The following is a 23,611-nucleotide window of genomic DNA, read 5'->3' on the forward strand; positions in this document are numbered from 1 at the left end:
AATGTGGTATTTGACATTTATAATTCAAAAAAACGACTGTTATTTTCAAAGGCAGTTCCAATAACAACCAAATCTGCGCCCGCTTTATATGCTTTTTGAATTCCGTGCAAATCTACAATTCCTCCGCCAACAATTACAGGAATTTCAACATTTTGAGAAATCAGTTCAATCATTTCTGTAGGAACAGGCTGTTTTGCACCACTTCCTGCTTCTAAGTAAATAAGTTGGTTTCCTAACATTTCTCCCGCTTGCGCTGTAGCCAAAACCAAATCAAGATTTTCGCGACTTAAAGGTTTTGTTTTACTCACACGGGCAACAGCTGTTTCATTGCCACTTTCAATTAAAATATATCCTGTAGAAATAACTTCTAAATTTGTTTTCTTAAGAATTGGAGCAGCCTGAACCTGATACTCGATCAAATAATCTGGATTTCGACCAGACAATAAAGACAGAAACAAAATACCATCTGCCTTTGGCGAAATCTGCGAAGGATCGCCAGGAAACAAAATAACAGGTAAATTCGTTTTTTGCTTTAACTCCGAAATCAATTCTTCTAAAATGTTATTCTGAACAATACTTCCTCCTACAAAAATGTGAGTTGCAGGCGAACCATTAATTTTTTCAATTAAATGATTGACATTTTCCAATACAATTTTATCAGGATCCAAAAGCACTGCCAGTAATTTTTGGCCATTGCTTTTAGCTTCTAAAATCTGTTGTCTAATAGTTAGTATTTGTTCTTGCATACGGGGTGTAAAAGTAAAAGATTTTTAATGTAGAAGAACTATTTTGAATAAATTATATTTGTTCAATGTCTTTTGGTAACGTAAACAATACATTATGATTACAGTCGAATTACTAGAAAAGTATGATGTTGCAAAAAAATCATTTAATAAAAATGATGTTATTTTCGAAGAAGGAAACCTACCGTCAAACTATTATCAGATTATTTCTGGTGAAGTAAAAATGAGCAATTATAATGATGACGGTCGAGAATTTATTCAGGGTATTTTTTATAACGGACAATCTTTTGGTGAACCACCACTATTTTTAAACCAAAAATATCCAGCAAATGCTATTGCTGTAGAAAATACAGCGCTTTTTATTCTTTCTAAAGAGAACTTCATGAGGCTTTTAGAAGAAAATCCAAGAGTGAGTATTCAAATAATAGAAAATCTAGCGCAGAGATTGTATTACAAATCGGTTATGGCTGCCGAAATATCGACACACGAACCTGAACATCGTGTCTTAAAACTGATTGATCACGGAATTGCTTACTTCAATTTTCAAAAAGATAAGAATGGTTATCTCATTAATTTTACCAGACAGCAGATTGGAGATTTAACTGGTTTACGGGTTGAAACCGTTATTAGAACCATAAAAGCATTGGAAAAAAAAGGCGAACTGAAGATTATTAACCGAAAAGTATACAGATAAAAAAACTTCTGTTTTATGATTAAAGTCATAAAATGCATTACTATTGTCGCTGTAATTTTGTTGATATAAAAAACTGAATATCATGACACTATATCAAACAACATTCGACATTTTCAATAGAAACTATATGGGTTCTGCTGCAATGGCAGTAATTGGACAAAGCTGTTTAGGAGGCGCTGCAGCTATGTACGTTTTATCTAACGGAACTTCTATTCTTCAGATGATTCAGCTAGGAATTATTGTTTTAGCCTGTGTTTTCGCAAATACCTCTATCTTAGCACAAATGAAACACAAAGTAGTTTTCAACCTTATTATGTTAAGCACACTTTTAAGTGTATTTTTTATATTCTTGAATAGTTTTATTCTATGAAAAAACAAATAGAAAATAGAGCTGATGTATCTTTTTTAGTACATCATTTTTATGATAAAATAAGAGCCGATCAAGAAATCGGCTTTTATTTTAATGAAATGATTTCTGATTGGGATACACATCTTGAAAAGCTGACTGATTTTTGGGAAACAAACCTATTTGGCGTTCGCAAATACAAAGGAAATCCTCACGCTGTACACAATGAAGTTGATGCCCATTTTGATGAAAAAATCACTATAAACGAATTCGGAATCTGGCTCAATCATTGGTCTCAAACCATTGACGAACATTTTGAAGGCGAAAACGCCGAAACATTAAAAAGACGCGCCCGAAAAATGAGCACTTTTTTATACATGAGCATATTTCAGCATAGACAAAAAGAAAGCGAAGTTTGAATCTCTTAATCTTGGAATTTTTAAATTGAAATTTTATTTCTCAAAAGCATAAACCAAAGTAAAAGTTCCTTCAAAATTATCTGATTTGATTTCTTCGTAGTGCACATCAAAATCTTTTATGAGATCATCAAAATGAAGACTTGCCTGCGTTTGGGTTTCTCCTAAAGAGAAGTTGTTTACATTAATATGATCTTTAAAACTTATACCTTTTTCATTTCTTATTTTAAAGATCGCCTCTTTGGCTCCCCAAATAACGGTAAGTTTTTTTATGTATTCTTCTGTAGAATTTGGTTCTAAATACCTGCATTCATAATCGGTAAATTTATCTGCTATTCTTTGAATTTTCTCACGCTGCAATTCCATATCGATTCCTACAGTTTCATGGCTTATAATGATTGCCGCAAAATGGTACGAATGTGTTATTGAAATATGATTATGACAATCAAAATATGGTTTTCCAAATTCATCATAATGCAGATCTTTATCTGTAAAACCCATTTCCTGAATCAGCATTCGAACACTTAAAAAAGCACGCTGATGCATTTGTGATTTCATTCCGTCAAGTCTCTTTTGCGTCTTTTCTTTCAAGGTAACCTTGCTATACAATTCATCAAAAGATTCGGTTATTTCCCAAATTAAAATTTTAGTAGTTTCATTGAATTGTATGGTCTGAAATAAAGGCATTTTTTTAATTATAAATTATGAATTGTGAATTATGAGTTTTTAAACCATATAAGCACGTAAGAAAAATAACTTCTGGTTCAAAAAAATGTATTAAGTAAATTTAAGCAATTCAAAACAAAGCGTATTACAAAGAATCCTTTTTTAAATGAACTTATATCGCTTATATGGTTTAAATCGTTTTATAAACTAATGTTCTAAAGATTAAGAAATTAAAGATTTCACAAATCTGGCAGAAATTGGTAAAATTCAAAAGCTATTCCTTAAATTTGCAAAAATTTTACAATTATACAAATATACTATAAATGAGTACATCGACTACGCCTTATGTGGCTTTCAAAGTAAAAGACATTTCTCTAGCGGCTTGGGGAAGAAAAGAAATTGAACTAGCTGAAGCTGAAATGCCAGGTTTAATGGCACTTCGCGCTGAATATAAAGACGAACAACCATTAAAAGGTGCTCGTATTGCTGGATGTTTACACATGACGATTCAAACTGCTGTTTTAATCGAAACTTTAATTGCTCTTGGTGCAGAAGTTACTTGGTCTTCTTGTAACATTTTCTCTACTCAAGATCAGGCTGCTGCTGCTATTGCTGCTGCTGGAATTTCAGTTTACGCTTGGAAAGGTCTTGACGAAGAATCATTTGACTGGTGTATTGAGCAAACTCTTTTCTTTGGTGAAGACAGAAAACCATTGAACATGATCTTAGATGACGGTGGAGATTTAACTAACATGGTTATCGATCGTTACCCAGAATTAGTTCCTGGAATTAAAGGTCTTTCTGAAGAAACTACAACAGGTGTTCACAGACTTTACGAAAGAGTAAAAGCTGGAACTCTTCCAATGCCTGCAATCAATATTAACGACTCTGTTACTAAATCTAAATTTGATAACAAATACGGATGTAAAGAATCTGCTGTAGATGCTGTACGTCGTGCAACTGACTTAATGTTAGCTGGAAAAAGAGTAATCGTTTGTGGATACGGTGACGTTGGAAAAGGAACTGCAGCTTCTTTCAGAGGTGCTGGTTCTATTGTAACTGTTACTGAAATCGATCCAATTTGTGCTTTACAAGCTGCAATGGACGGTTATGAAGTTAAAAAATTAAACACTGTAATTGCTAATGCTGACATCATCATTACAACTACAGGAAATAAAGATATCGTTCTTGGAGAGCACTTTGAGCAAATGAAAGACAAAACTGTTGTTTGTAACATTGGTCACTTTGATAACGAAATTGATATGGCTTGGTTAAACAAAAACCACGGTGCATCTAAAATCGAAATCAAACCTCAGGTTGACAAATACAACATCAACGGTAAAGATATCATTATCTTGGCTGAAGGTCGTTTAGTAAACCTTGGTTGTGCTACAGGTCACCCAAGTTTTGTAATGAGTAACTCATTTACAAACCAAACTTTAGCTCAAATCGAATTATGGAACAACAGCGCGGCTTACAAAAATGAAGTTTATATGTTACCAAAACATTTAGATGAAAAAGTTGCTGCTTTACACTTAGCTAAATTAGGCGTTGAACTTGAAGTTCTAAGAGAAGATCAAGCTGCTTACATTGGTGTTGAAGTTCAAGGTCCATTCAAACCAGAGTACTACAGATATTAATCTATTTTAGATTTAATCCCGATAGTTATCGGGAGTAGATCTTAGATTTATTACATATTCAAACCCGACAGATTTTAAAAATCTGTCGGGTTTTCTGTTTTTATGTTTCAGGTAAAACATTTCTATCAAAAAATTGTACTTTTATAAATATCTGCTTACTTTTAATAACCAGAATAAGAATCTATTTATCAAATACTTAAATAGTAAAAAAATTGAAAAAAACATCTTATTTACTCGTCTTCTTATTTTTACTAATTCTCCCACAAATTATTTTTTCTCAGGAAAAAAAGCCTAAAGTTGTGTTAGTACTAAGCGGTGGCGGCGCAAAAGGAATTGCACATATTCCTCTTTTGCAAAAATTAGATTCACTTCACATCGTTCCAGATCTTATTGTTGGAAACAGTATGGGAAGTATTATTGGTGGTTTATATGCAATGGGATATTCGGGTGATAGCATAGAAAAAATTACCAAAGATATTTATTGGGATAAACTCTTAGGCGGAGGTCAGTCATTACGAGCTGTAAGTGCCGAAGAAAAAAGAGAATTTCAACGATATTTAGTCGGAATAGGTGTTAAAGACGGAAAACTTAACAGCATTGGTTCTCTGCTAAATGATCAAAATCTAAGAGAATACCTTTCTGAATTAACTTTCCCTGTATACAATGTCAAAGATTTTGACAGTCTCCCGATTCCTTTCAGAGCTATGGCCACAGACTTGGTCGAAGGAAAAGAAGTTATTTTAAGTAAAGGAAGTTTATCTTACGCCATGCGCGCCAGTATGTCGCTGCCTGCTATCTTCAAGCCAATGCCTTACGGAAAAACAGTTTTGGTAGACGGTGGAGTATTAAATAATTTCCCGACTGATGTTGCCAAACAAATGGGTGCCGATATTATTATTGGAAGTGATGTGGGAGGCGGAATGGAACCTGTAGATAAGTTAAACAATCTTATGACCATATTAATGCAGACCAGCATGTTTCCGAGCAACATCAAGAATCCTGCAAACCGCGATTTATGTAACATATTGGTTGATCACCTACCCAATCTCCGTTTCTCAACAGCCGATTTTGCCGATAGCAACGAAATCTACAAAGACGGTAAAATTGCCACAAATCAAAATCTTCCAGCTTTAATTGCGCTTTCAGAAAAGTTAAAAGGATTTCAGCAACGAACTCATAAATTGCCCGATATGCCAAATGAGTTTGTATTGGATACAATCGTTTATCAAAAAATAAGTCCCGAAAATATGCCGTTGGTTGTCGGAAGGGCAAATCTAAAAACTCATGTAAAATACACTACCAAAGATTTAATAGCGGGCATTAATAGAGCAATGGGAACTAATCTTTTTGACGAGATTACGTATAGTTATTTCATTAAAGACGAAGATAAACTAGGCATTACATTGTTCGGATTTGAACGTGCCAAAAACCAGCTAAACACATCAGTCCATTATGACACTTACAGAGGTGTCGGAATAATTTTTAACTACACAGGAAGAAATGTTCTTGCCGATGCCTCACGTCTTCTGTTAACGGTAGATATTGCCGAACAGCCAAAAGCAAGAATCAATTATCAGAAAAATTTTGGACAGCATAGAGAATGGTGGTGGATCTCTGAAGCTTATGGGGCTTTACTTCGCCAAGAAATTTATATCAATGGCAAAGCATCCGATAATATACTTTACAACACTGTTGAAATTAACAATGAGGTAAATAGAAATATAAATTCTTTAAAAAGTTATTTGGGTTTTGGCTTAAACTATAGCTACACCAATCTAAAACCAAAATATGACCGAGAATACAACCCTAATTCTGTGAGCATAAACAACTATAGCTTTAACAACATCGAGTTCAACTTGCATTATTCTTACAATGACATGGATCGAGTTTTCTTTGCCACAGAAGGGACAATTATAAAATCAAATGTAGCACGATCATTTCTTACTGATATCGACGCTGCTTTTTCTGATCCAGACCAAACACGAGTTTCTGGCTCAACAAATGGCTACACCAAATTTGGTTTAACTTACGAGAAGAGATTAGCTATTAAAAAGAAAATTACAGGAATAATAGGGTTTGACTCTTATTTTATTTTTCAGGATAAACTTAAACATGATGATATTCCGTTTTCAGGATTTGGTTATGCGGCAAAATATTTCATAGGCGGTATTATTCCAAGCTCTGGAAGCAATCGCTTCTCGTTTGCAGGACTTCATGAAGACGAACTTAATGTTACACAATATATGGGTCTCAAACTTGGGGCTCAAATAAACTTAATTGGAAAAATTTACCTTACTCCTCACTTCAATATCGCTTCTGTTGGTTTTGACACCTTCAACGATTATATAAAGCATGCTTTTAATCCAAAAGGAAATTGGGATAACAACATCGATACCAGCTTAGTAATATCAGGAGGTGCAGCGATTTCCTATCAATCCATTTTAGGCCCGATTCATTTTGATACTTCATGGATAAACAATATCGACAAAGTAAGATTGTTTTTCAGCGTAGGATTATCATTCAATCCTTAAAAGAGATATTTAAAATCTAAAATTAATCAGGGCGTGCCATAATTTTAAAAAAGGCCCAATCTACTTTGCGTGCATTGGGCCTTTTCTTAAATTATGTCGGGCTATCCGCGCTACTTTGGTAGCCAGCTCCTATCCCTCACGCAAAGGCAAAACAGAAGCTATAAATAGATCGTTATTATTTATAGCTCTTGAAATTTTAAGTTTAAATTTGAAACTCAAGAACTCATAAAAAAGCGAAAAAAAATTATGATCGAAAAAGTTTTATGCGAAATACATGGCACAAAAGAAATGACTTTTGGCTGCATTCATATTGCAATGGCAACAGACTCTAAAGAAAAAATTGGTTTCTACTATTCAGAAGCCGAGGAAGATCTTCCTCAAATTGCTTGGTGCGGAGAATGCGAACAATGGCTTCTTGATAATGGCGAAGAATGGACAGAAGTTTTTCAAGCCAGGGCAGATTTTAAAATGCTATGCATTGATTGTTTTGATGAAGTAAAAAATAATGAAACAGAAATTCATATTCGATAAATAAATTCCTGTCCGTTTCAAACAAAGCTTAACTTTGTAAAAAACGACAATCATGAAGAATTTTTTATTTTTATTTATCGCTATAGTTTTTGAAATTATTGCAACATCGGCATTAAAAAAGTCTGAAGAATTTACCAAACTTATTCCGAGTATTATTACCATTATTGGCTATTGTGGCGCTTTTTATTGTTTGAGTTTTGCTATCAGAACCATTCCCGTCGGATTCGCTTATGCCATCTGGTCTGGAGTCGGAATTGTTCTAATTACAGCAATTGGCGCCATTTTCTTCAAAGAAATCCCAGATTTACCCGCTATAATTGGATTGAGTTTAATTATAATTGGTGTGATTGTAATCAATGTTTTTTCTAAAACTACGGCGCATTAAATCAAAAAATATTATTTTTGATAGTATCAAATGATACTATCATGAAACCACCTTATGACATTACTCCCATCATATTAAAATTAATAAGTTCTATATCTGAAAAGATTGGAGCGTTGAACATCTTATACCTTGACAAGCAATCTCCAAAACTTAGAAAGCAGAATAGAATTAAAACAATACATTCTTCATTACAAATTGAAGGAAACACTTTAACAGAAGAACAAATTACTGCATTAATTGAAAACAAGAGAGTAATTGGCCCACAAAAAGATGTCTTAGAAGTTTTAAATGCAATCAAAGTTTATGATAAATTAGGAGAATATAAATCAACTTCTTCAAAAAGCTTTTTAAGTGCTCATCAGCTATTAATGAAAGACCTCGTTCTTGATGCAGGAAAGTATCGAAAACAAGGAGTTGGAATTGTAAAAGGGACAAAAGTTGCACATATAGCTCCTCCTTACGAGAATGTTCCTTTTTTAATGAATGATTTATTTGACTATTTAAAAAATAAAGATGAATTAACTTTAATAAAAAGTTGTGTCTTCCATTATGAAATGGAATTTATTCATCCTTTTTTAGACGGAAACGGCAGGATGGGAAGATTATGGCAGACAATTATTCTAATGGAAGAATACCCTGTTTTCGAATTTTTACCTTTTGAGACATTGATAAGCAAAACGCAAGACCGTTATTACAAATCTCTCGCAATGAGTGATAGCAGTGGTAAATCAACTTATTTTATCGAGTATATGTTAGATGTAATAAATAAATCATTGGAAAACCTACTTAATTACGATAACAGAACAATAAAAGACATTGACCGATTAGAGTATTTTTATTCTCTAGGAATTAAGGAATTTACCAGGAAAGATTATATGCATGTTTTTAAGGATATTTCTGCAGCTACCGCAAGCCGAGATTTAAAAAAAGGATTATCATTAAAACTTTTTGATATTACCGGAAATCAGAGTACTGCCAAGTACACCTTAATTAACCCTTAGCCTATTTTAAAAAATATAAAACATGGACATTCGAAAAGCTACAATCTCAGATCTTACCGAAATGCAGCAATTGTATATCGAAACCATACAATCTGTCTGCAAAAACGATTATAATACAGCTCAAATAGAAGCCTGGATTTCTGGTGTAAAAAATACAGAACGCTGGACTGCTGTTATAGAAACACAATTTGTTTTATTAGCTATGATTAAAAATAAAATTGCGGGTTTTGGAACCTTAAAAGACGGAAACTACATTGATTTCTTCTATATTCATAAAGATTTTCAGCGACAAGGAATTGCAGACAAAATGTTAAACGAATTAGAAATTGAAGCTAAAAAACATCATTCAAAAATAATAACTTCAGATATCAGCATAACAGCAAAACCATTTTTTGAAAAGAAAGGATTTGTTGTAAAAGCCGAACAGAAAAATATTCGCTTGGACGTTGAACTAATTAACTTTAAGATGGAAAAAGAATTGTAAAATTTTGTTTCCAGTTTCAGGTTTCAAGTTAAGTTGAAACCTGAAACTGGAAACCCGAAACAAAAAAACAAAGCAAGTTTCGGATTTTATACCTGCCAAAACCAATCGATCTTTGCCTTATAAAATGGAAGAAAAATGAACACACAAGAAACCATTAATTATAACCGCATTGCAGAAGCAATCGATTATATCAAAGCAAATTTTAAAGATCAGCCCAATCTTGATGAGGTTGCAGAAAAAGTACATTTAAGTCCGTTTCACTTTCAGAGACTTTTTAGTGAATGGGCAGGAACGAGTCCGAAGAAATTTTTGCAATTTACAAGTATCGAACACGCCAAAAAATTACTCAAAGAAAATCAGGCAACGATTTCTGAAACGGCTTACGAAACTGGACTCTCTGGCACTAGCCGACTGCATGATTTATTTGTTAATATTGAAGGAATGACGCCTGCAGAATATAAAAATGGCGGAAAAAATCTGGCTATTAACTACAGTTTTGCCGAAAGTCCGTTTGGAAATATCATTGTTGCATCGACCTCAAAAGGCGTTTGTTTTATGGCTTTCGCCGAAGATGAAATCACTGGACTTGCTGCCTTAAAAGATAAATTTCCAAATGCTTCTTTTACTCAAAAACTAGACTTAGCACAGCAAAATGCGCTATTTATTTTTCAGAATGATTGGAGCAAATTATCAGAAATCAAACTTCATTTAAAAGGAACCGATTTTCAGCTGAAAGTTTGGGAAACTTTACTGAAAATCCCAATGGGACACCTCTCAACTTACGGTTCTATTGCACAACAAATTCAGAAACCAAATGCATCAAGAGCAGTTGGAACTGCAATTGGAAGCAATCCTGTTGCATTTTTAATTCCTTGTCACCGTGTGATTCAATCTTCGGGAACATTTGGTGGCTATATGTGGGGGAATACGCGAAAAACAGCCATTATTGGCTGGGAAGGTGCGCAAATAAATCTATAAGTTTTTCTGCCACGAATTCACGAATTTTCTTTTTTAAATATTTTATCTAATATTATTCGAATTAATTCGAATAAATAATCGCAAAGATTTTAAAAGAAAATTCGTGAATTCGTGGCAGAAAAAAAATCTCTATCTAAATTACTATGCAAAATATACAATCCAAAATTGCTTCTCAAGACTGGGAAAGCATCACTGAATCTATGCACGAAAATGGATTTGCAATTATTCCAAAAGTGCTAAATAACGAGCAATGCGAAGACTTAAAATTCGATTATGACAATCCATCCATATACCGAAAAACAGTTGTAATGGAACGCTACCGATTTGGTTTGGGCGAATACAAATATTTCAATTATCCGCTTCCAGATTTAATTCAAAATATACGTTCTTCGATTTATCCTAAATTAGCTCCAATTGCAAATGCTTGGATGAGAGCTTTAAATATTGATACTGTTTTTCCAATCAAACATGAAGATTTACTAAAACAATGTCATGACAATAATCAGCTGAAGGCTACCGTTTTAATTCTAAAATATGGCAAAAGTGGCTTTAATACTTTGCATCAGGATTTATATGGAGATGTTTATTTTCCTATTCAGATTGTACTTTTTTTAAACGAACCTGATGAAGACTTTACTGGCGGTGAATTTGTTCTAACGCAGCAAACTCCAAGAGCACAATCTAAAGCGATTGTCTTAAAACCTAAAAAAGGAGATATTCTAGTTTTTACAACCAATTTCAGACCTGTAAAAGGTACAAAAGGCTATTATCGTGTAAATATGAAACATGGTGTAAGCGAAGTGCATTCGGGTGAAAGGTATACGTTGGGAATTATTTTTCATGATGCCCTTTCGTGAATATTTTTTTCCGCCACGACCCGAGTGATAGCGAACGGACGAAGTAATTCACGAATTATTCTTTTACATACTTTATCTGATATTATTAGAATTAATTCGAATAAATAATCGCAAAGATTTTAAAAAGAAAATTCATGAATTCGTGGCGAAAAAACACAAAACAAAACACAAAACAAATGCTTCAACATAGCAAAATAACCGATTCAGATCTTCGAAATAAAATTAAAAAAGGCGAAATTTGTTTCGGTGGCAACCAGAAATTAAAAATCTATGGAACACTTAAATGTTCTTCGGGAAAAAGAATGAAACGAGAAAATCGTGTCTTCTTTTCTTCTGAAGTAGATGCCTCTCAAAATGGTTTCAGACCTTGCGGTCACTGCATGAAATCAGAATATCAAAAATGGAAAAATGGACTTATTTAATCCTCAAACAGACGAAACAACTAATCTGCTTCCAAAAGATGGAACGGTGAATTATTATGGAAAATTATTTTCGAGAACAGAAGCCGACTTTTACCGTGATGTTTTACTAAATACAATCGAATGGAAGAATGATGAAGCGATAATCTTTGGAAAACTAATCCTTACGAAAAGAAAAGTTGCATGGTACGGCGATCAGGAATTTGAATATACTTATTCGAATACAACAAAAAAAGCTTTGCCTTGGACGCCTGAACTTTTGAAACTAAAAAAAATCATTGAAGAAAAAACCGGTGAAACTTTCAATTCCTGTCTACTAAATTTATATCATACTGGAGAAGAAGGAATGGCTTGGCACAGCGATGCCGAAAAAGATTTAAAGAAAAATGGCGCAATTGGCTCTGTGAGTTTTGGTGCCGAACGTAAATTTGCTTTCAAACATAAAGAATCAAAAGAAACAGTGTCTATAATTTTGGAACATGGAAGTTTATTGGTTATGAAAGATGAAACGCAAACGTATTGGCTTCACAGACTTCCTCCAACAAAAACTACACAAAAAGCGAGGGTTAATTTGACTTTTAGAACAATTGTGAGATAGCAATTTCATTTCTTTTGTGAAGCCACAGTTTCGTAAGATCGTATCAAGGCATCTTCAAACATTTCGGGTCTCACTCTTGAAAGTTCAACAATTGTCCAGCCTTGTTTTCCCCATTTGTTTGGAACTTCATAGAAAATCTTTTCGCTTGACGCACAAAAAACCGACTGATCAATTTCATTTAATTTTAAAACGGCATGATTATTTTTTTCGTCAAAAGTGGCAAAAATCTTCTTTTTGATTCGAAAAGAAGTTTTCTCAAAATGAGGTTCCTCTGTTGCATTTGGAAATGATAACGCTAATTTTCTAAAGGTTTCAATTGAAATCATAACCGTGCATTTTAAATTATTATTTCTTACCAGCCTTGATTCAGTCCGTTTTTAAGAACCTCATCGTATTTTTCTTTATCAAAAGAATAAAGATTTGGAGCTTTATGCGCTACGTTGCTTTTCTTTTCATCAAGTTTGGTAAGGATTCCGATATTGGTTATTTTTCTTAAAAAATTTCGACGATCCAATTTTTTATCCAAAATCGTTTCGTATAATTTCTGCAATTCTGGAATTGTAAATTTCTCTGGCAATAAATTGTAACCTATTGGCATTAAATTCAATTCGATTCTTAGAGTATCTAGTGCTTTATCCAGAATTTCGCGATGGTCTAAAATAAGTTCAGGAACTTCTTTGTGGTCAATCCATTCTACTATTTCATGTCGGTTTGCTGGATTTGGAAGGATTTTCGAAAAATCGACCAAAGCATAATAGCCAATCGTAACAAAACGGCGCATAAGCCATTTTCCTTTTGCTTCCTCAATTTTAAGGTATTCCAGCGTTTTTTTATCAAAATGCTGTTTGTTACGATCTACCTTCCCAAAGGTTGCAAATTGTCTTAAAAAAACACCGTCAACACCGGTTCTGCTATTCAATACTGTGATCGCAGCCGCATCTATATCCTGATCAACTGGGATAAATCCGCCAGGTAAAGACCATTTATTGGCTCGCTCTACTTTAATCAATAAAACTTTTAATTGATTATCATGAAAACCAAAAATGACGCAATCTATGGAAAGTCCAGGCTGGTAATTTTCGTTATTATCTATAATGTCTTTTAACATCAAAAATCTTTATAAATTCTTTCTTTTAATAACGTTGCAATTTACTCCATTTTTATAAAACTCAAGTGTTTTTATAAAGAGATGATTTTCAATTAAAACAGAAGTGTTTAAACCACAATTTTAACGAAAATTTAAAATCAAATTTAAAAAAAATAAGTACATTGCGTCATAATAACACATTAAAGATTTTAATTGTTATAATTGAAATCAAAAGACAAAGAAAAATAATACAAAGCTACCATTTATCTTCAAAGTGAGTGTAGAAATTAAATGTAGAACATCATGAATACCAATACTTTAAAAAATTTTAATCAAAAGATTAGAAGTAAGATTCTAAATTCTTTTGGGTTTGTTTCTAAAACCTATCTCTTAGAAGCTTCCTTGAAATATAGTGAAGAACAAGAAAGAATTTTCAACGAGATGATTGTTGAAACTGATGCAAAAAACAAAAAAGCAAAACAAGAAGCGTTTGACAAAGCTTTGTATGCTTCTTATAAAGGAATTGGCGCCATGGATTTTGTAAATACTGTTATAAAATAACCTTGTCCCTGTTTATAATTTATAATCCGGCCTCACTTTTAGTGAGGCTTTTTTTATTACAAATTTCACACGATTATAGAAAAAAATGAACTTTTATTAGTTACTTTAGCTGTTTTTAAAGTAAGAATATACACCTGTAAAAAGAATCATGGAAAATATCATTGAATCAGAAAGTTATAAAATTCAAAAACCAGAAAATTGGGCTCCTTCAATTGATGATCATCAGCTTATTGAATATATAAAAGAATCCGATTTCTCGAATAAACAAGTTGACGAAGGACGTGATTTCTGCTACTTCTTAGATAAAATTTATTATACAAGCGATACCGAAAACAGCGAATATGCTTGCGTTGCTTATACGCTTAACGAACCTTCAAACCTAGAAAGTGCTTCGGTAAGAGATGTTGTTGTCGAAGAAAATGAAACTTATGTTATACATAGAATTAGTGTTTTAAGAGATGGTGTTTTGATTGATAAAATTCCAGATACCAAAATTAAAGTTTTGGATAGCGAAAATCAGAGTGAAGGCGGTATTTTGAGCAGTAATAAAAAAGTAAATATTACGATTAAAGATTTACGCCTTTATGATGTTTTAATTACCGAAGATTCTCGCACAAAGGTTTTTACAGATCGCGATTTTATGAGAAAGGAGTTTCTTAAATATGTGTATGTAACGCCAAGTTCTTATTGGGCTTACGGAAAGTATAAGTTTTCTTTTATCAATGATAGAAAAGAAACAATCGCTTACAAACAGACATTCTATAGAGATGAAGAGGGAAATGTTATAGCACCCGAAATCAATCACCTGAAAAAAGGAGAGCGTTTTGTTATTGACAAAGAAAATTACATTAACTCTTTTGACGTTAATAGAGAAATTGCTCCTTTTATTGATTTTGCTACAGATCGTAATTGGATTGATTTATCTAATTACATTTCTCCGCTTTATGAAGAAATATACAATAAAGCTTCTCTAAAAGAATTTGCTCCAAATCTTGTTGAAAAGCTCGATGCCATTGCAGATCAAGACGAGAAGCTGCAATTTGCGATTGATTATGTACAGAATCATGTGTATTATGTTTTTAATGCTGACGAAATGAACGGCCACAAACCGCAAGAGCCATCTGTAACTTATGAAAATAAACAAGGCGATTGTAAGGCAAAATCGGTTTTATTGAAAGTGGTTCTGGATTATATCGATGTTGATTCTTCTGTAGTATTGGTAAACTTTAATTCGGACCATTATATTAAATATTATCTTCCTTCTCTGCTGACTTTTAATCATGTTATTGTAAAAATTAAACACAAAAGAGAAACGTATTTTGTTGATGCCACCTCAAGAGATGAATTTGGATTGCTTGAAAACCGTGGTTTTATCTACTTTAAGCATTATTTGGAGGTAAAACCAAATCAGGAATTAGCGATTAAAGAACCGTATAAATTTCCATATTATGGTATAACTGAAAAAGCAGATTTCAGTGCTCAAAGTAATATAGGCCAGTTAAAATTGGTTTCGACTTACAAAGGAAATCGTGCCAATTATATGCGTAAATATTTTAAAAACACGAATAAAAGAGAAATAATTGACAGCTGGAATAATTTCTTATTCTATGCCTTAAATTATTCTAACGACAGAAACGGAACGGATATCAGAACTATTTTTAAAGATGCTTCAATTGAAATTGTGAGCGATGATAAAAAGCTGAATGAGTTTACGATTCAGTATAACACTTCTGTCGAAAATCCGTATTTTACAGATGCCGAAAAGAATCGTTTCTTAATGTATTTTGATCGAAATGTGGTTAAAAACTCGGCACGCGATTTTATACACAGCGATGTTTCGTTCTGGCATAATTTTGACAACGAAAAATACGAAATCAACTTATCGACAGATCAGAAAATAGATACTCAAGAAAAATATACTATTCAAGAAAGCACTATTACAAATCCATATTTTGATTATACAAGTCGCAAAAAAGTAACTAAAAATGGTGCTTCTATTTATGTCGATTTTAAACCATTGATCAATTTAGAAATTCCAAGTGAAGATTTTGAAGATTTTAGAAATGCACATCATGAAATCGCAGACAGCAATTATGGAATTGGAATCGATATTATCGAACAAGGCTTAATGAATATGCTTAAATACAGTTTCAAGAAACGACTAAAATAATTTTGATAAAAAAAACGGGGCTCAAAAAGAAGCCCCGTTTTTAATTTAATTTACTAATTCAAAATCTGATTTTAATTTAATATCTGCTGATGAAGCTCCAATCATAACTTCAAAATCTCCTGGTTCAGCAACCCATTCTACTTTATCATTATAGAAAGAAAGCTTCTCCTTATCGATTGTGAATTCGATTGTTTTAGATTCTCCTGCATTTAATTTCACTTTTTGAAAATCTTTCAATTCTAAAACTGGTCTTACTACAGAACCAAATTTATCTTTCAAATACAATTGCACTACTTCTTCTCCAGCAACTTTTCCACTGTTTTTCAATTGGAAAGAAACTTTAATTGTTTCATTGCTTTTTATTTTAGTCGAAGATAATTTCAAACCAGAATAATCAAACGTTGTATAGCTTAAACCATATCCAAAAGGATATTTTGGAGAATTTTTCAAATCGATGTAAGCTGAAACATAGTTTGTTGAGTTTTCATCTTTAGCTGGTCTTCCTGTACTAAAGTGATTGTAATAAATTGGCACCTGCCCTACTTCTCTCGGGAAAGTCATTGGTAGTTTTCCTGACGGATTATAATCTCCAAATAAAACATTTGCAATTGCATTTCCAGCTTCAGTTCCTAACCACCAAGTGTAAACAATTGCAGGAACGTTGTCTGCTGTCCAGTTAAAAACTAAAGGTCTTCCAGCGTTTATTAAAACTACAACTGGTTTTCCTGTTGCCATAACTGCTTTTACTAAATCTTCTTGAACTCCTGGCAAATGCAAGTCACTTCTACTTTTGGCTTCACCGCTCATGTCGCGTCTTTCTCCAATACTCAAGATTACAACATCTGCTTGTTTCGCTGTTGCAACAGCTTCTGCAAAACCATCTTTGTTTGTTCCTTCGATATCACAACCTTTTGCGTACAATAATTTAGTGTTTTTACCAACTTTGTTTTGCAATCCATCCCATTGCGAAACGATCCATTTATTGTAATCAACTTCTGGAAGTTCTACAGACCAAAAGCCCATATTCTCTTTGTATTCTTTAACCATTGGTCCAATAAATGCAATTGTTTTTACATTTTTAGAAATTGGCAAAGTCTGATTTTCATTCTTTAATAAAACAATACTTTTCTCCGCAACTTCACGAGCTGCTTTTCTGTGTTCCGGATTGTTTAATGCTTTTTCGGCACGTTTTTCATCAGAATATCTATAAGGATCATCAAATAATCCTAATTCGAATTTCTTGCGAAGAATACGTCTTACCGCATCATCAACCAAATCTATAGAAACCCTGCCTTCTTTTACTAACTCTGCTAAATTCTTACGGTATGCATTACTTTCCATATCCATATCGCTTCCTGCAGTAATAGCTGAATAAGCAGCTTCTTTAAGGTCTTTAGAATAACCATGAGCCACCATTTCTCCAATTGATCCCCAGTCTGAAACTACGAAACCTTGAAAGTTCCATTTCCCTTTTAAGATATCTCTCTGCAAATGCACATTTCCAGTTGCTGGAATTCCGTTAATATCATTAAATGAATTCATAAATGTTGCTGCACCAGCATCTAAAGCCGCTTTAAATGGTGGCAAATAGGTTTCCCATAACATTCTTTCGCTCATATCTACAGAGTTATAATCTCTTCCTCCAACTCCAGCTCCATAAGCTGCAAAGTGTTTAACGCAGGCCATAACTGAGTTTAAATCTCCTAGTTTATTTCCTTGAAAACCTTTTACTCTTGCATAAGCAATTTTAGAACCTAGATAAGTATCTTCTCCTGCTCCTTCCATTACACGTCCCCAACGAGGATCGCGGCTAATATCTACCATTGGCGCAAATGTCCAGTGAATTCCGCTTGCTGCAGCTTCTGTTGCTGCAACTCTTGCCGCTAACTCAATTGCTTGCAAATCCCAACTTGCTGCTTCGGCTAACGGAAGCGGAAAAGTAGTTTTGTAACCATGAATAACATCCTGACCAAATAACAACGGAATTTTAAGTCTTGACTGCATCGCCAATTCCTGATATCCTCTGGTATATTTTGTTCCGATTACGTTTAGCATCGAACCGATTAAACCTGCTTTTATTTCAGCTTGTTTGTTTGGGTTTATTGTAATTGGACCCGTTGCCTGATTATCGCCAGTATATTGATTTAACTGACCAATTTTTTCTTCGATTGTCATTTTCTTCAATAGATCATTGACTTTCTGATCTATTGTCTGCTGTTGTGCCGACGCTAAAAGCGAAAGCATAAACAGCATAATTGTTGTTGTTTTTCTCATGTGTTTAAGTTGTTTACCAAACGTAAGTTGCTACTGCACCCGCGTTTAAAGTGGTTGTGGTTTGTTTTTGGTTGTATTTAATATTAAATGTTGCAGCTGAAGCTCCGTCATTTTCTACAATTAAAACGGTCTGTCCAGATGGCGTTTTAAAAGCTACGTTGTATAAATCTCCCGCAATATTACTTCCAATTCTTACCGAACCTTCTGGAACAAATTTAGAAGCATGTCCGATAATATAATATCCAACTTCTCTTTTAATATTTTGGTTCTGATCAATCATCAAAGCTCCTTTGCAAGTTGAACATCCTCCTGGCGTAAAAGGCTTATAGAATTCATCATTTGCCAATCCCCACGAAAGTGCATTTTTACTCCAGTTTCTCATAGAACCAATTACTACATTTTTCACACTCCATTTTAAGTCTGTTTCAAAATTGGTTCCCGATCCTGTATATTGTTCTGTAAAATACAAATCTTTATTTGGAAATTCGTTATGAACAGTAGTCAAAGCGCTAATATCTCCTTCGTATAAGTGAAAAGCTGATCCTGTCACAAACGGATTTGCTTTTGGATCTCTTAAAATCGTCAAAGGATATTCTGGTTTGTTGCAATTGTGATCGTAAACAATAATTTTGGTTTTGATTCCTGCTTTCGCGAAAGCGGGACCTAAATGATTCCCGATAAAATCTGCCTGCTGTTCTGCCAACATTAACAAACTTGGATTGTTTCCAGGGTGCAATGGTTCGTTTTGAGGCGTAATGGCATCAATAGCAATTCCATGAGATTTCATTGCTTGAATGTATTTTACAAAATACTGAGCGTAAACTCCATAGTATTTTGGCTGTAAGCTTCCGCCTTTTGAGCTTCCGTTATCTTTCATCCAAACTGGAGGCGACCATGGAGAACCCATTATTTTAATTTTAGGATTTATGGCTAAAATCTCTTTTAAAACCGGAATTACATCGTCTAAATCTGGACCAAGATTAAAGTGTTCCAAATTCATATCTGTTTGTCCTTCTGGCATATCATCATACGAAAAAACTTTTTCATTCAAATCTGATGCTCCAATACTGATTCTTAAATAACTTAAACCAATCGCGTCATTTTTTCTAGAAAATAATTCCTGAAGCAAAGCCTCTCTTTTTGCTTTATCTAATTTTTTGATAGCTTGAGCACTTCCTCCTGTTAATGAAAATCCGAAACCTTCGATGGTTTGAAATTTTTCAGCTGGATTAATCTCGATTGTCTGATTTGAATTTGTTTCTGAACTAAAAACCAAATCAGTTTGTTTTTTAAGTTTTGAAGTTTCATCTGTAGTAGTAATCCAAGATTCTACTTTTCCAGAATTGGCAGTAACACTTTTTGAAGATCCGCAATTGAACTGCATCGCAATTAACGGCAGTAAAACCAGGATTTGAAGTTTTTTGTTGATGTTTTTCATTTTTAATCTATTTCTATTAAGACAGGCAAATGATCCGACGGATATTTTAAATCTTTAGAATCACTTAACACTGCGTGTTTCTGAACAGTTAAACCACTATTTTTTGAGATAAAAATGTAGTCTAATAATAATGTTACGGGTTCGTTATGTTTGAAATCGTTGAAAGTTCCTGAAGGCCCAAAAGGTTTTTCTTTTGAAACATCTCTCGTGTCATTCATCACATTTTTGATTTCTTTAATCTGTTTTGTATCTGGTTCTGAGTTGAAATCACCCATTAAAAAAGCTGGATAATTTTTAGTGTTAAGTTCCTTCATTTTAGAAAGAACAAGCTGTACGCCTTTTACCCTTGCTTCTTCTCCCATATGATCCAAATGCAGATTGAAAACCCAAAATGACTTTTTAGTTTTTAAATCTTTAAAAAGTCCATAAGTACAAACTCTATTGCAGGCAGCATCCCAACCTCTCGAAACCACATTTGGAGTTTCAGACAACCAGAAAGTGTTCGATTGTTCAACTTTAAAACGATCTTTTTTATAGTAAATCGTGCAGGCTTCTCCCAATCCGCCTTCTTCTCTCCCAACTCCAAATCTGTTATAATTTGGCAGAGCCGATGCAATATCTAAAACTTGATTTGGCGTTGCTTCCTGAACTCCGAAAATTTCTGGACTATAAAACCCAATTTGAGATGTGAAATAATCCTTTCGTTTTGGCCACGCATTTTCTCCGTCTGAAGCAACATCCAAACGGATATTGTAAGTCATAATTTTTAAATTCTGACCAAAAAATGAGTTCACGGTTAAAAGCAGCATTACTGCAAAAACAAGTTTGTTTATCTTTTTCATGTTAAAAAATTTTAATCTTGTAAAGCTAGTGTTTACGTGACTTTAAAGAAAAAAATCTATTAAAAAGTTATGTTAATTATATACTCTTACATAATCAATTTCATAGGTTGCATTTTTGAAATTTGGATCTACTGTTCCTCCAAAATTTCCTCCCATTGCTAAATTTAGAATCACAAAGAATTTAGCATTAAATGGAGTTGTACTTGAGTTTTTATAAGTGTAAAATAAATTATCGTCTACAAAAAATTTGATGCTTTCGGCATCCCATTCGGCAGCATAAATATGAAACTCGGTTGTTGAGTTTGGAGCTGTTGTTGTTTTGGTGTCTGGCGTATTACCTGAACGTCCCGGAGAATGCAGTGACGAGTGAATAACATTTGGATTGTTTCCAACTGATTCTAAAATATCAATTTCTCCACACAAAGGCCATCCTGCTGTTTCTATATTATCTCCCAATAACCAAAAAGCTGGCCATGTCCCACCGCCAACCGGCAGTTTTGCACGAACCTCGGCTCTTCCGTACTTAAAAGAAAATTTGCCTTTTGTCAGCATTCTTGTAGAAGTATATTGATTTCCTTGGTAAGCTTCTTTGATTGCTGTGATTTTCAGAAGACCTCCTTCGATTTTTACATTTTCAGAGCGGTTTGTGTAATATTGTAATTCGTTATTCCCAAAACCGTTTCCATTTCCTAAATCGTAACCCCATTTTGAAGAGTCTGGTGCTCCATCTGTATTAAATTCATCAGACCAGATTAATTTTCTGGCTACGAAAATATTTACTGTTGTAGAAGTATTAGTATATTTTATTCCATTAAATACCGTAACATCAATCGTATAGCTTTTCGTTCCTGGCTGAGTAAACTCATATGAAAAATTACTAGTTGCAAACTCTTTTGTTTCATTGTTTACCACAACTTTATATGACTTTGCATTAAGAGCGTCGATCTTTAAATTAATTTTTCCGCTTCCATCTCCATTTGGCATTTCAGCAGTTTTTCCAACTACGTCAACTTGTAATGAAATTTTATCGGGAGTTACCTCTACAGGAGTTTCTTTTGTATCATTATTACTACTGCAAGACTGAAATACAAATAATAGTAATAAAGTAAATACTCCTGCTCTATTTGCGAGATTGATTATTTTCATCTTTTTATTATTTAAATGGTTTAGTTAATAAATTGAATATCAAGATAAATATTATTTTCTGCTATTTTTTTGTTTTGTTCAAAACAAAGTCAAAATAGTTCAAATTAAAACCTCCTTTTTCAAATACAGCTTTCACTTTATTTGAACCTGATTTCAATGCAACATTCGATAAAACAACTGTTTTCCACTTATCATTTCCTCCCGTAGCAGAAAGAGTAATTTCTTTTGATTTTACTCCATCTATTTCTAAGTGTAATTTCCCTTCCGCTTTTTCACTAGAATAACGAATCGCAACATTATAAGTTCCTTCTTTTGCATCAACGGTATATTGAATCCATTCTCCGTCTTCGATAAATGAAACTTGATAACCATTTGAATCTTTGTCTTTACATGGCAAAATATCAACTCCATCATTTCTCATGCTGTTGCCACGATTCCATTGATCATCTTTTCCAGTTACCGATCTATAGTTTACAAAATCAGTGTCTGAATAAGCTTTTCCGTTGGTTCCTAAATCGTAATGCGTTGCAGCAATTTTACCAGGAACTGCATTCTTCTTGTATGGTTTTGTATCATCAGTCTGTACTTGTCTGAACATGGCGTCTACCACATCTGGTTTAACGGTTACGTTTTCCATTTTGTAATTGTCTGCCATTTTCATCAAGGTCTTTTTTGCAAATTCTGGTGATGGTTTCTGTCCGCCATCTTTCCAATATTTCAACAGAACATCATATTCAGGAATTTTGGTAACAGAAGCTACTCCTGCGATATTGTCTATTTTTTTCATTGGCCAAAATGCCCAACCAATATTATGGCTTTCAACCAAGGTTAAAACATCCTTAAACCAGACATTAGAATTCTCTCCACTTTCTCCCATCCAGATTGGCACATTGTATTTTTCTCTGTACTCTAGCATCTTTTCGATAGAAGCTTTGTCATTATAATTCCAATATTTATGAAAACTTAAAGCCAGATTATCATCCCATAAAGGAAAAATTCCATTGTAGTTATTTCCCCAGCAGTTTCCTTCAATAAAAATTAAATGATTGGTATCAACTTCACGAATGGCTTTTGTAACAGCAACCATTAAATCTCTTAAAGGTCCGTTTGAGTTTTCATCGCAACCATTTTTATTTGATCCTGTAAAATTCCAGTTAGGTTCGTTGATAATATCATACGCTCCAATCCAAGGATTATCACGGTAACGAGAAGCCAATTTTTTCCAAAGCGCAATCATTTTTTTCTGGTTGGCTTCGCTCTGCCAAAGTGCAGGTTTTGTTGTATCAAAGTCCGAAATTGCAGCATCATTTCCTTGTCCGCCAGGCGCTGCGTGCAAATCTAAAATCAGATATATTTTATTTTCTGCACACCATTTCAGTAGATTATCGGTCATGGTAAAACCTTCTTCTATCCAAGTGATTTCATCATTTTTTTCTTGCTCAATAGGTGGTGTATAAAGATTGTAATGCATTGGAAGGCGAATAGAATTGAAACCCCATTTTGCCAGAGAATCTATATCTCGTTTTGTAATTCCGTTTGCTTTATAGGCAGCATAGAATTCTTTTGTTCCTTCTTCGCCAATGACATCTTGAATTTTCTGTTTAATTTGATATTGCGGACTTGCAAATGGCTGCGTCTTTAGCATATAACCTTCCTGCACCATCCATCCGCCAAGGCCTAAACCTCTTAAAAGAACATTTTTGCCATTACCATCAACAATTTTTTGTCCGTCTCTATGTAAAAAACCTTGTCCAAAAGAAGCTATCGAAGCTAGAAGCTGTAGTGTTAAAATTATTTTTTTCAT

Annotated in this window: 24 protein-coding genes; 15 read left to right on the forward strand and 9 right to left on the reverse strand. The window is 33.6% G+C overall.

Translation table 11 applies throughout. The features are described 5' to 3' along the window. Window positions 1-17: 17 nt before the first annotated feature. Window positions 18-746, reverse strand: a complete 729-nt coding sequence (locus LPB248_RS08190) for a geranylgeranylglyceryl/heptaprenylglyceryl phosphate synthase (RefSeq protein ID WP_177210998.1) — start codon at window positions 744-746, stop codon at window positions 18-20. A 94-nt stretch (window positions 747-840) separates the two neighbouring features. Between LPB248_RS08190 and LPB248_RS08195 the strand changes: the two genes are divergently transcribed. The 3 genes from LPB248_RS08195 (at window position 841) to LPB248_RS08205 (ending at window position 2,202) form a co-directional block, all read left to right on the forward strand. Next, window positions 841-1,437, forward strand: coding sequence for a Crp/Fnr family transcriptional regulator (locus tag LPB248_RS08195; protein ID WP_177210999.1), 597 nt, complete (start codon window positions 841-843; stop codon window positions 1,435-1,437). A gap of 82 nt (window positions 1,438-1,519) precedes the next feature. Then, entirely contained in the window at window positions 1,520-1,807 is a 288-nt protein-coding gene (locus LPB248_RS08200; protein WP_177211000.1) for a hypothetical protein, read from the forward strand. Continuing rightward, on the forward strand, window positions 1,804-2,202 hold the full coding sequence (locus tag LPB248_RS08205) for a group III truncated hemoglobin (protein WP_177211001.1): 399 nt from the start codon (window positions 1,804-1,806) through the stop codon (window positions 2,200-2,202). Before LPB248_RS08200 ends, LPB248_RS08205 begins: the two co-directional genes overlap by 4 nt. 33 nt (window positions 2,203-2,235) lie before the next feature. Here the strand turns inward: LPB248_RS08205 and LPB248_RS08210 are convergent, their stop codons facing one another. Beyond that, window positions 2,236-2,886 (reverse strand): 4'-phosphopantetheinyl transferase family protein, encoded by a 651-nt coding sequence (locus LPB248_RS08210; RefSeq protein WP_177211002.1) that lies wholly within the window; start codon window positions 2,884-2,886, stop codon window positions 2,236-2,238. 302 nt (window positions 2,887-3,188) lie between these two features. Between LPB248_RS08210 and ahcY the strand changes: the two genes are divergently transcribed. The 10 genes from ahcY (at window position 3,189) to LPB248_RS08260 (ending at window position 12,289) form a co-directional block, all read left to right on the forward strand. Next, a complete protein-coding gene (gene ahcY / locus LPB248_RS08215) occupies window positions 3,189-4,505 on the forward strand; it encodes an adenosylhomocysteinase (protein ID WP_177211003.1) in 1,317 nt (438 codons plus the stop codon). A gap of 299 nt (window positions 4,506-4,804) precedes the next feature. Beyond that, window positions 4,805-7,036: a patatin-like phospholipase family protein gene (locus LPB248_RS08220; RefSeq protein ID WP_255463050.1), complete on the forward strand. Its 2,232-nt coding sequence runs from the start codon at window positions 4,805-4,807 to the stop codon at window positions 7,034-7,036. Window positions 7,037-7,282: 246 nt separating this feature from the next. Continuing rightward, the gene (locus tag LPB248_RS08225; protein WP_177211005.1) at window positions 7,283-7,567 is read left to right on the forward strand and encodes a hypothetical protein; all 285 of its coding nucleotides are present in this window, start codon (window positions 7,283-7,285) and stop codon (window positions 7,565-7,567) included. Window positions 7,568-7,619: 52 nt separating this feature from the next. Next, on the forward strand, window positions 7,620-7,952 hold the full coding sequence (locus LPB248_RS08230) for a DMT family transporter (RefSeq protein ID WP_111426179.1): 333 nt from the start codon (window positions 7,620-7,622) through the stop codon (window positions 7,950-7,952). 41 nt (window positions 7,953-7,993) lie between these two features. Next, window positions 7,994-8,953, forward strand: a complete 960-nt coding sequence (locus LPB248_RS08235; RefSeq protein WP_177212527.1) for a Fic family protein — start codon at window positions 7,994-7,996, stop codon at window positions 8,951-8,953. Window positions 8,954-8,975: 22 nt separating this feature from the next. After that, window positions 8,976-9,437 carry a GNAT family N-acetyltransferase gene (locus LPB248_RS08240; RefSeq protein WP_177211006.1) on the forward strand — a complete coding sequence of 154 codons (462 nt, stop codon included), beginning with the start codon at window positions 8,976-8,978 and terminating at the stop codon, window positions 9,435-9,437. 135 nt (window positions 9,438-9,572) lie between these two features. After that, window positions 9,573-10,415, forward strand: a complete 843-nt coding sequence (locus LPB248_RS08245) for a bifunctional helix-turn-helix domain-containing protein/methylated-DNA--[protein]-cysteine S-methyltransferase (protein ID WP_177211007.1) — start codon at window positions 9,573-9,575, stop codon at window positions 10,413-10,415. A gap of 143 nt (window positions 10,416-10,558) precedes the next feature. Beyond that, entirely contained in the window at window positions 10,559-11,272 is a 714-nt protein-coding gene (locus LPB248_RS08250; RefSeq protein WP_177211008.1) for a 2OG-Fe(II) oxygenase, read from the forward strand. Window positions 11,273-11,448: 176 nt separating this feature from the next. Further along, the gene (locus LPB248_RS08255; RefSeq protein WP_177211009.1) at window positions 11,449-11,694 is read left to right on the forward strand and encodes an Ada metal-binding domain-containing protein; all 246 of its coding nucleotides are present in this window, start codon (window positions 11,449-11,451) and stop codon (window positions 11,692-11,694) included. Next, on the forward strand, window positions 11,681-12,289 hold the full coding sequence (locus LPB248_RS08260; RefSeq protein WP_177211010.1) for an alpha-ketoglutarate-dependent dioxygenase AlkB family protein: 609 nt from the start codon (window positions 11,681-11,683) through the stop codon (window positions 12,287-12,289). The genes LPB248_RS08255 and LPB248_RS08260 overlap by 14 nt, the downstream gene beginning before the upstream one ends. Window positions 12,290-12,294: 5 nt before the next feature. Here the strand turns inward: LPB248_RS08260 and LPB248_RS08265 are convergent, their stop codons facing one another. Both LPB248_RS08265 and LPB248_RS08270 read right to left on the reverse strand, forming a co-directional pair. After that, entirely contained in the window at window positions 12,295-12,615 is a 321-nt protein-coding gene (locus tag LPB248_RS08265; protein ID WP_177211011.1) for an MmcQ/YjbR family DNA-binding protein, read from the reverse strand. Between the two features lie 26 nt (window positions 12,616-12,641). Further along, window positions 12,642-13,397: an NUDIX hydrolase gene (locus LPB248_RS08270; RefSeq protein ID WP_177211012.1), complete on the reverse strand. Its 756-nt coding sequence runs from the start codon at window positions 13,395-13,397 to the stop codon at window positions 12,642-12,644. Window positions 13,398-13,679: 282 nt separating this feature from the next. Here LPB248_RS08270 and LPB248_RS08275 point away from each other — a divergent pair, with 282 nt between their 5' ends. Next, a complete protein-coding gene (locus tag LPB248_RS08275; protein WP_111426170.1) occupies window positions 13,680-13,937 on the forward strand; it encodes a hypothetical protein in 258 nt (85 codons plus the stop codon). A 148-nt stretch (window positions 13,938-14,085) separates the two neighbouring features. After that, a complete protein-coding gene (locus LPB248_RS08280) occupies window positions 14,086-16,107 on the forward strand; it encodes a hypothetical protein (RefSeq protein WP_177211013.1) in 2,022 nt (673 codons plus the stop codon). Window positions 16,108-16,152: 45 nt separating this feature from the next. Here the strand turns inward: LPB248_RS08280 and LPB248_RS08285 are convergent, their stop codons facing one another. The 5 genes from LPB248_RS08285 to LPB248_RS08305 form a co-directional block, all read right to left on the reverse strand. Further along, window positions 16,153-18,381, reverse strand: coding sequence for a glycoside hydrolase family 3 N-terminal domain-containing protein (locus tag LPB248_RS08285; protein ID WP_177211014.1), 2,229 nt, complete (start codon window positions 18,379-18,381; stop codon window positions 16,153-16,155). Window positions 18,382-18,394: 13 nt separating this feature from the next. Next, window positions 18,395-19,819 (reverse strand): glycoside hydrolase family 30 protein, encoded by a 1,425-nt coding sequence (locus tag LPB248_RS08290; RefSeq protein WP_177211015.1) that lies wholly within the window; start codon window positions 19,817-19,819, stop codon window positions 18,395-18,397. 2 nt (window positions 19,820-19,821) lie between these two features. Then, window positions 19,822-20,661: an endonuclease/exonuclease/phosphatase family protein gene (locus LPB248_RS08295; RefSeq protein ID WP_177211016.1), complete on the reverse strand. Its 840-nt coding sequence runs from the start codon at window positions 20,659-20,661 to the stop codon at window positions 19,822-19,824. A gap of 72 nt (window positions 20,662-20,733) precedes the next feature. Further along, a complete protein-coding gene (locus LPB248_RS08300) occupies window positions 20,734-21,807 on the reverse strand; it encodes a glycoside hydrolase family 16 protein (protein ID WP_177211017.1) in 1,074 nt (357 codons plus the stop codon). 61 nt (window positions 21,808-21,868) lie between these two features. After that, window positions 21,869-23,611 (reverse strand): cellulase family glycosylhydrolase, encoded by a 1,743-nt coding sequence (locus LPB248_RS08305; RefSeq protein ID WP_177211018.1) that lies wholly within the window; start codon window positions 23,609-23,611, stop codon window positions 21,869-21,871.

The sequence above is a fragment of the Flavobacterium sp. LPB0248 genome (assembly GCF_013388355.1).
In the GTDB taxonomy this organism is placed as follows: domain Bacteria; phylum Bacteroidota; class Bacteroidia; order Flavobacteriales; family Flavobacteriaceae; genus Flavobacterium.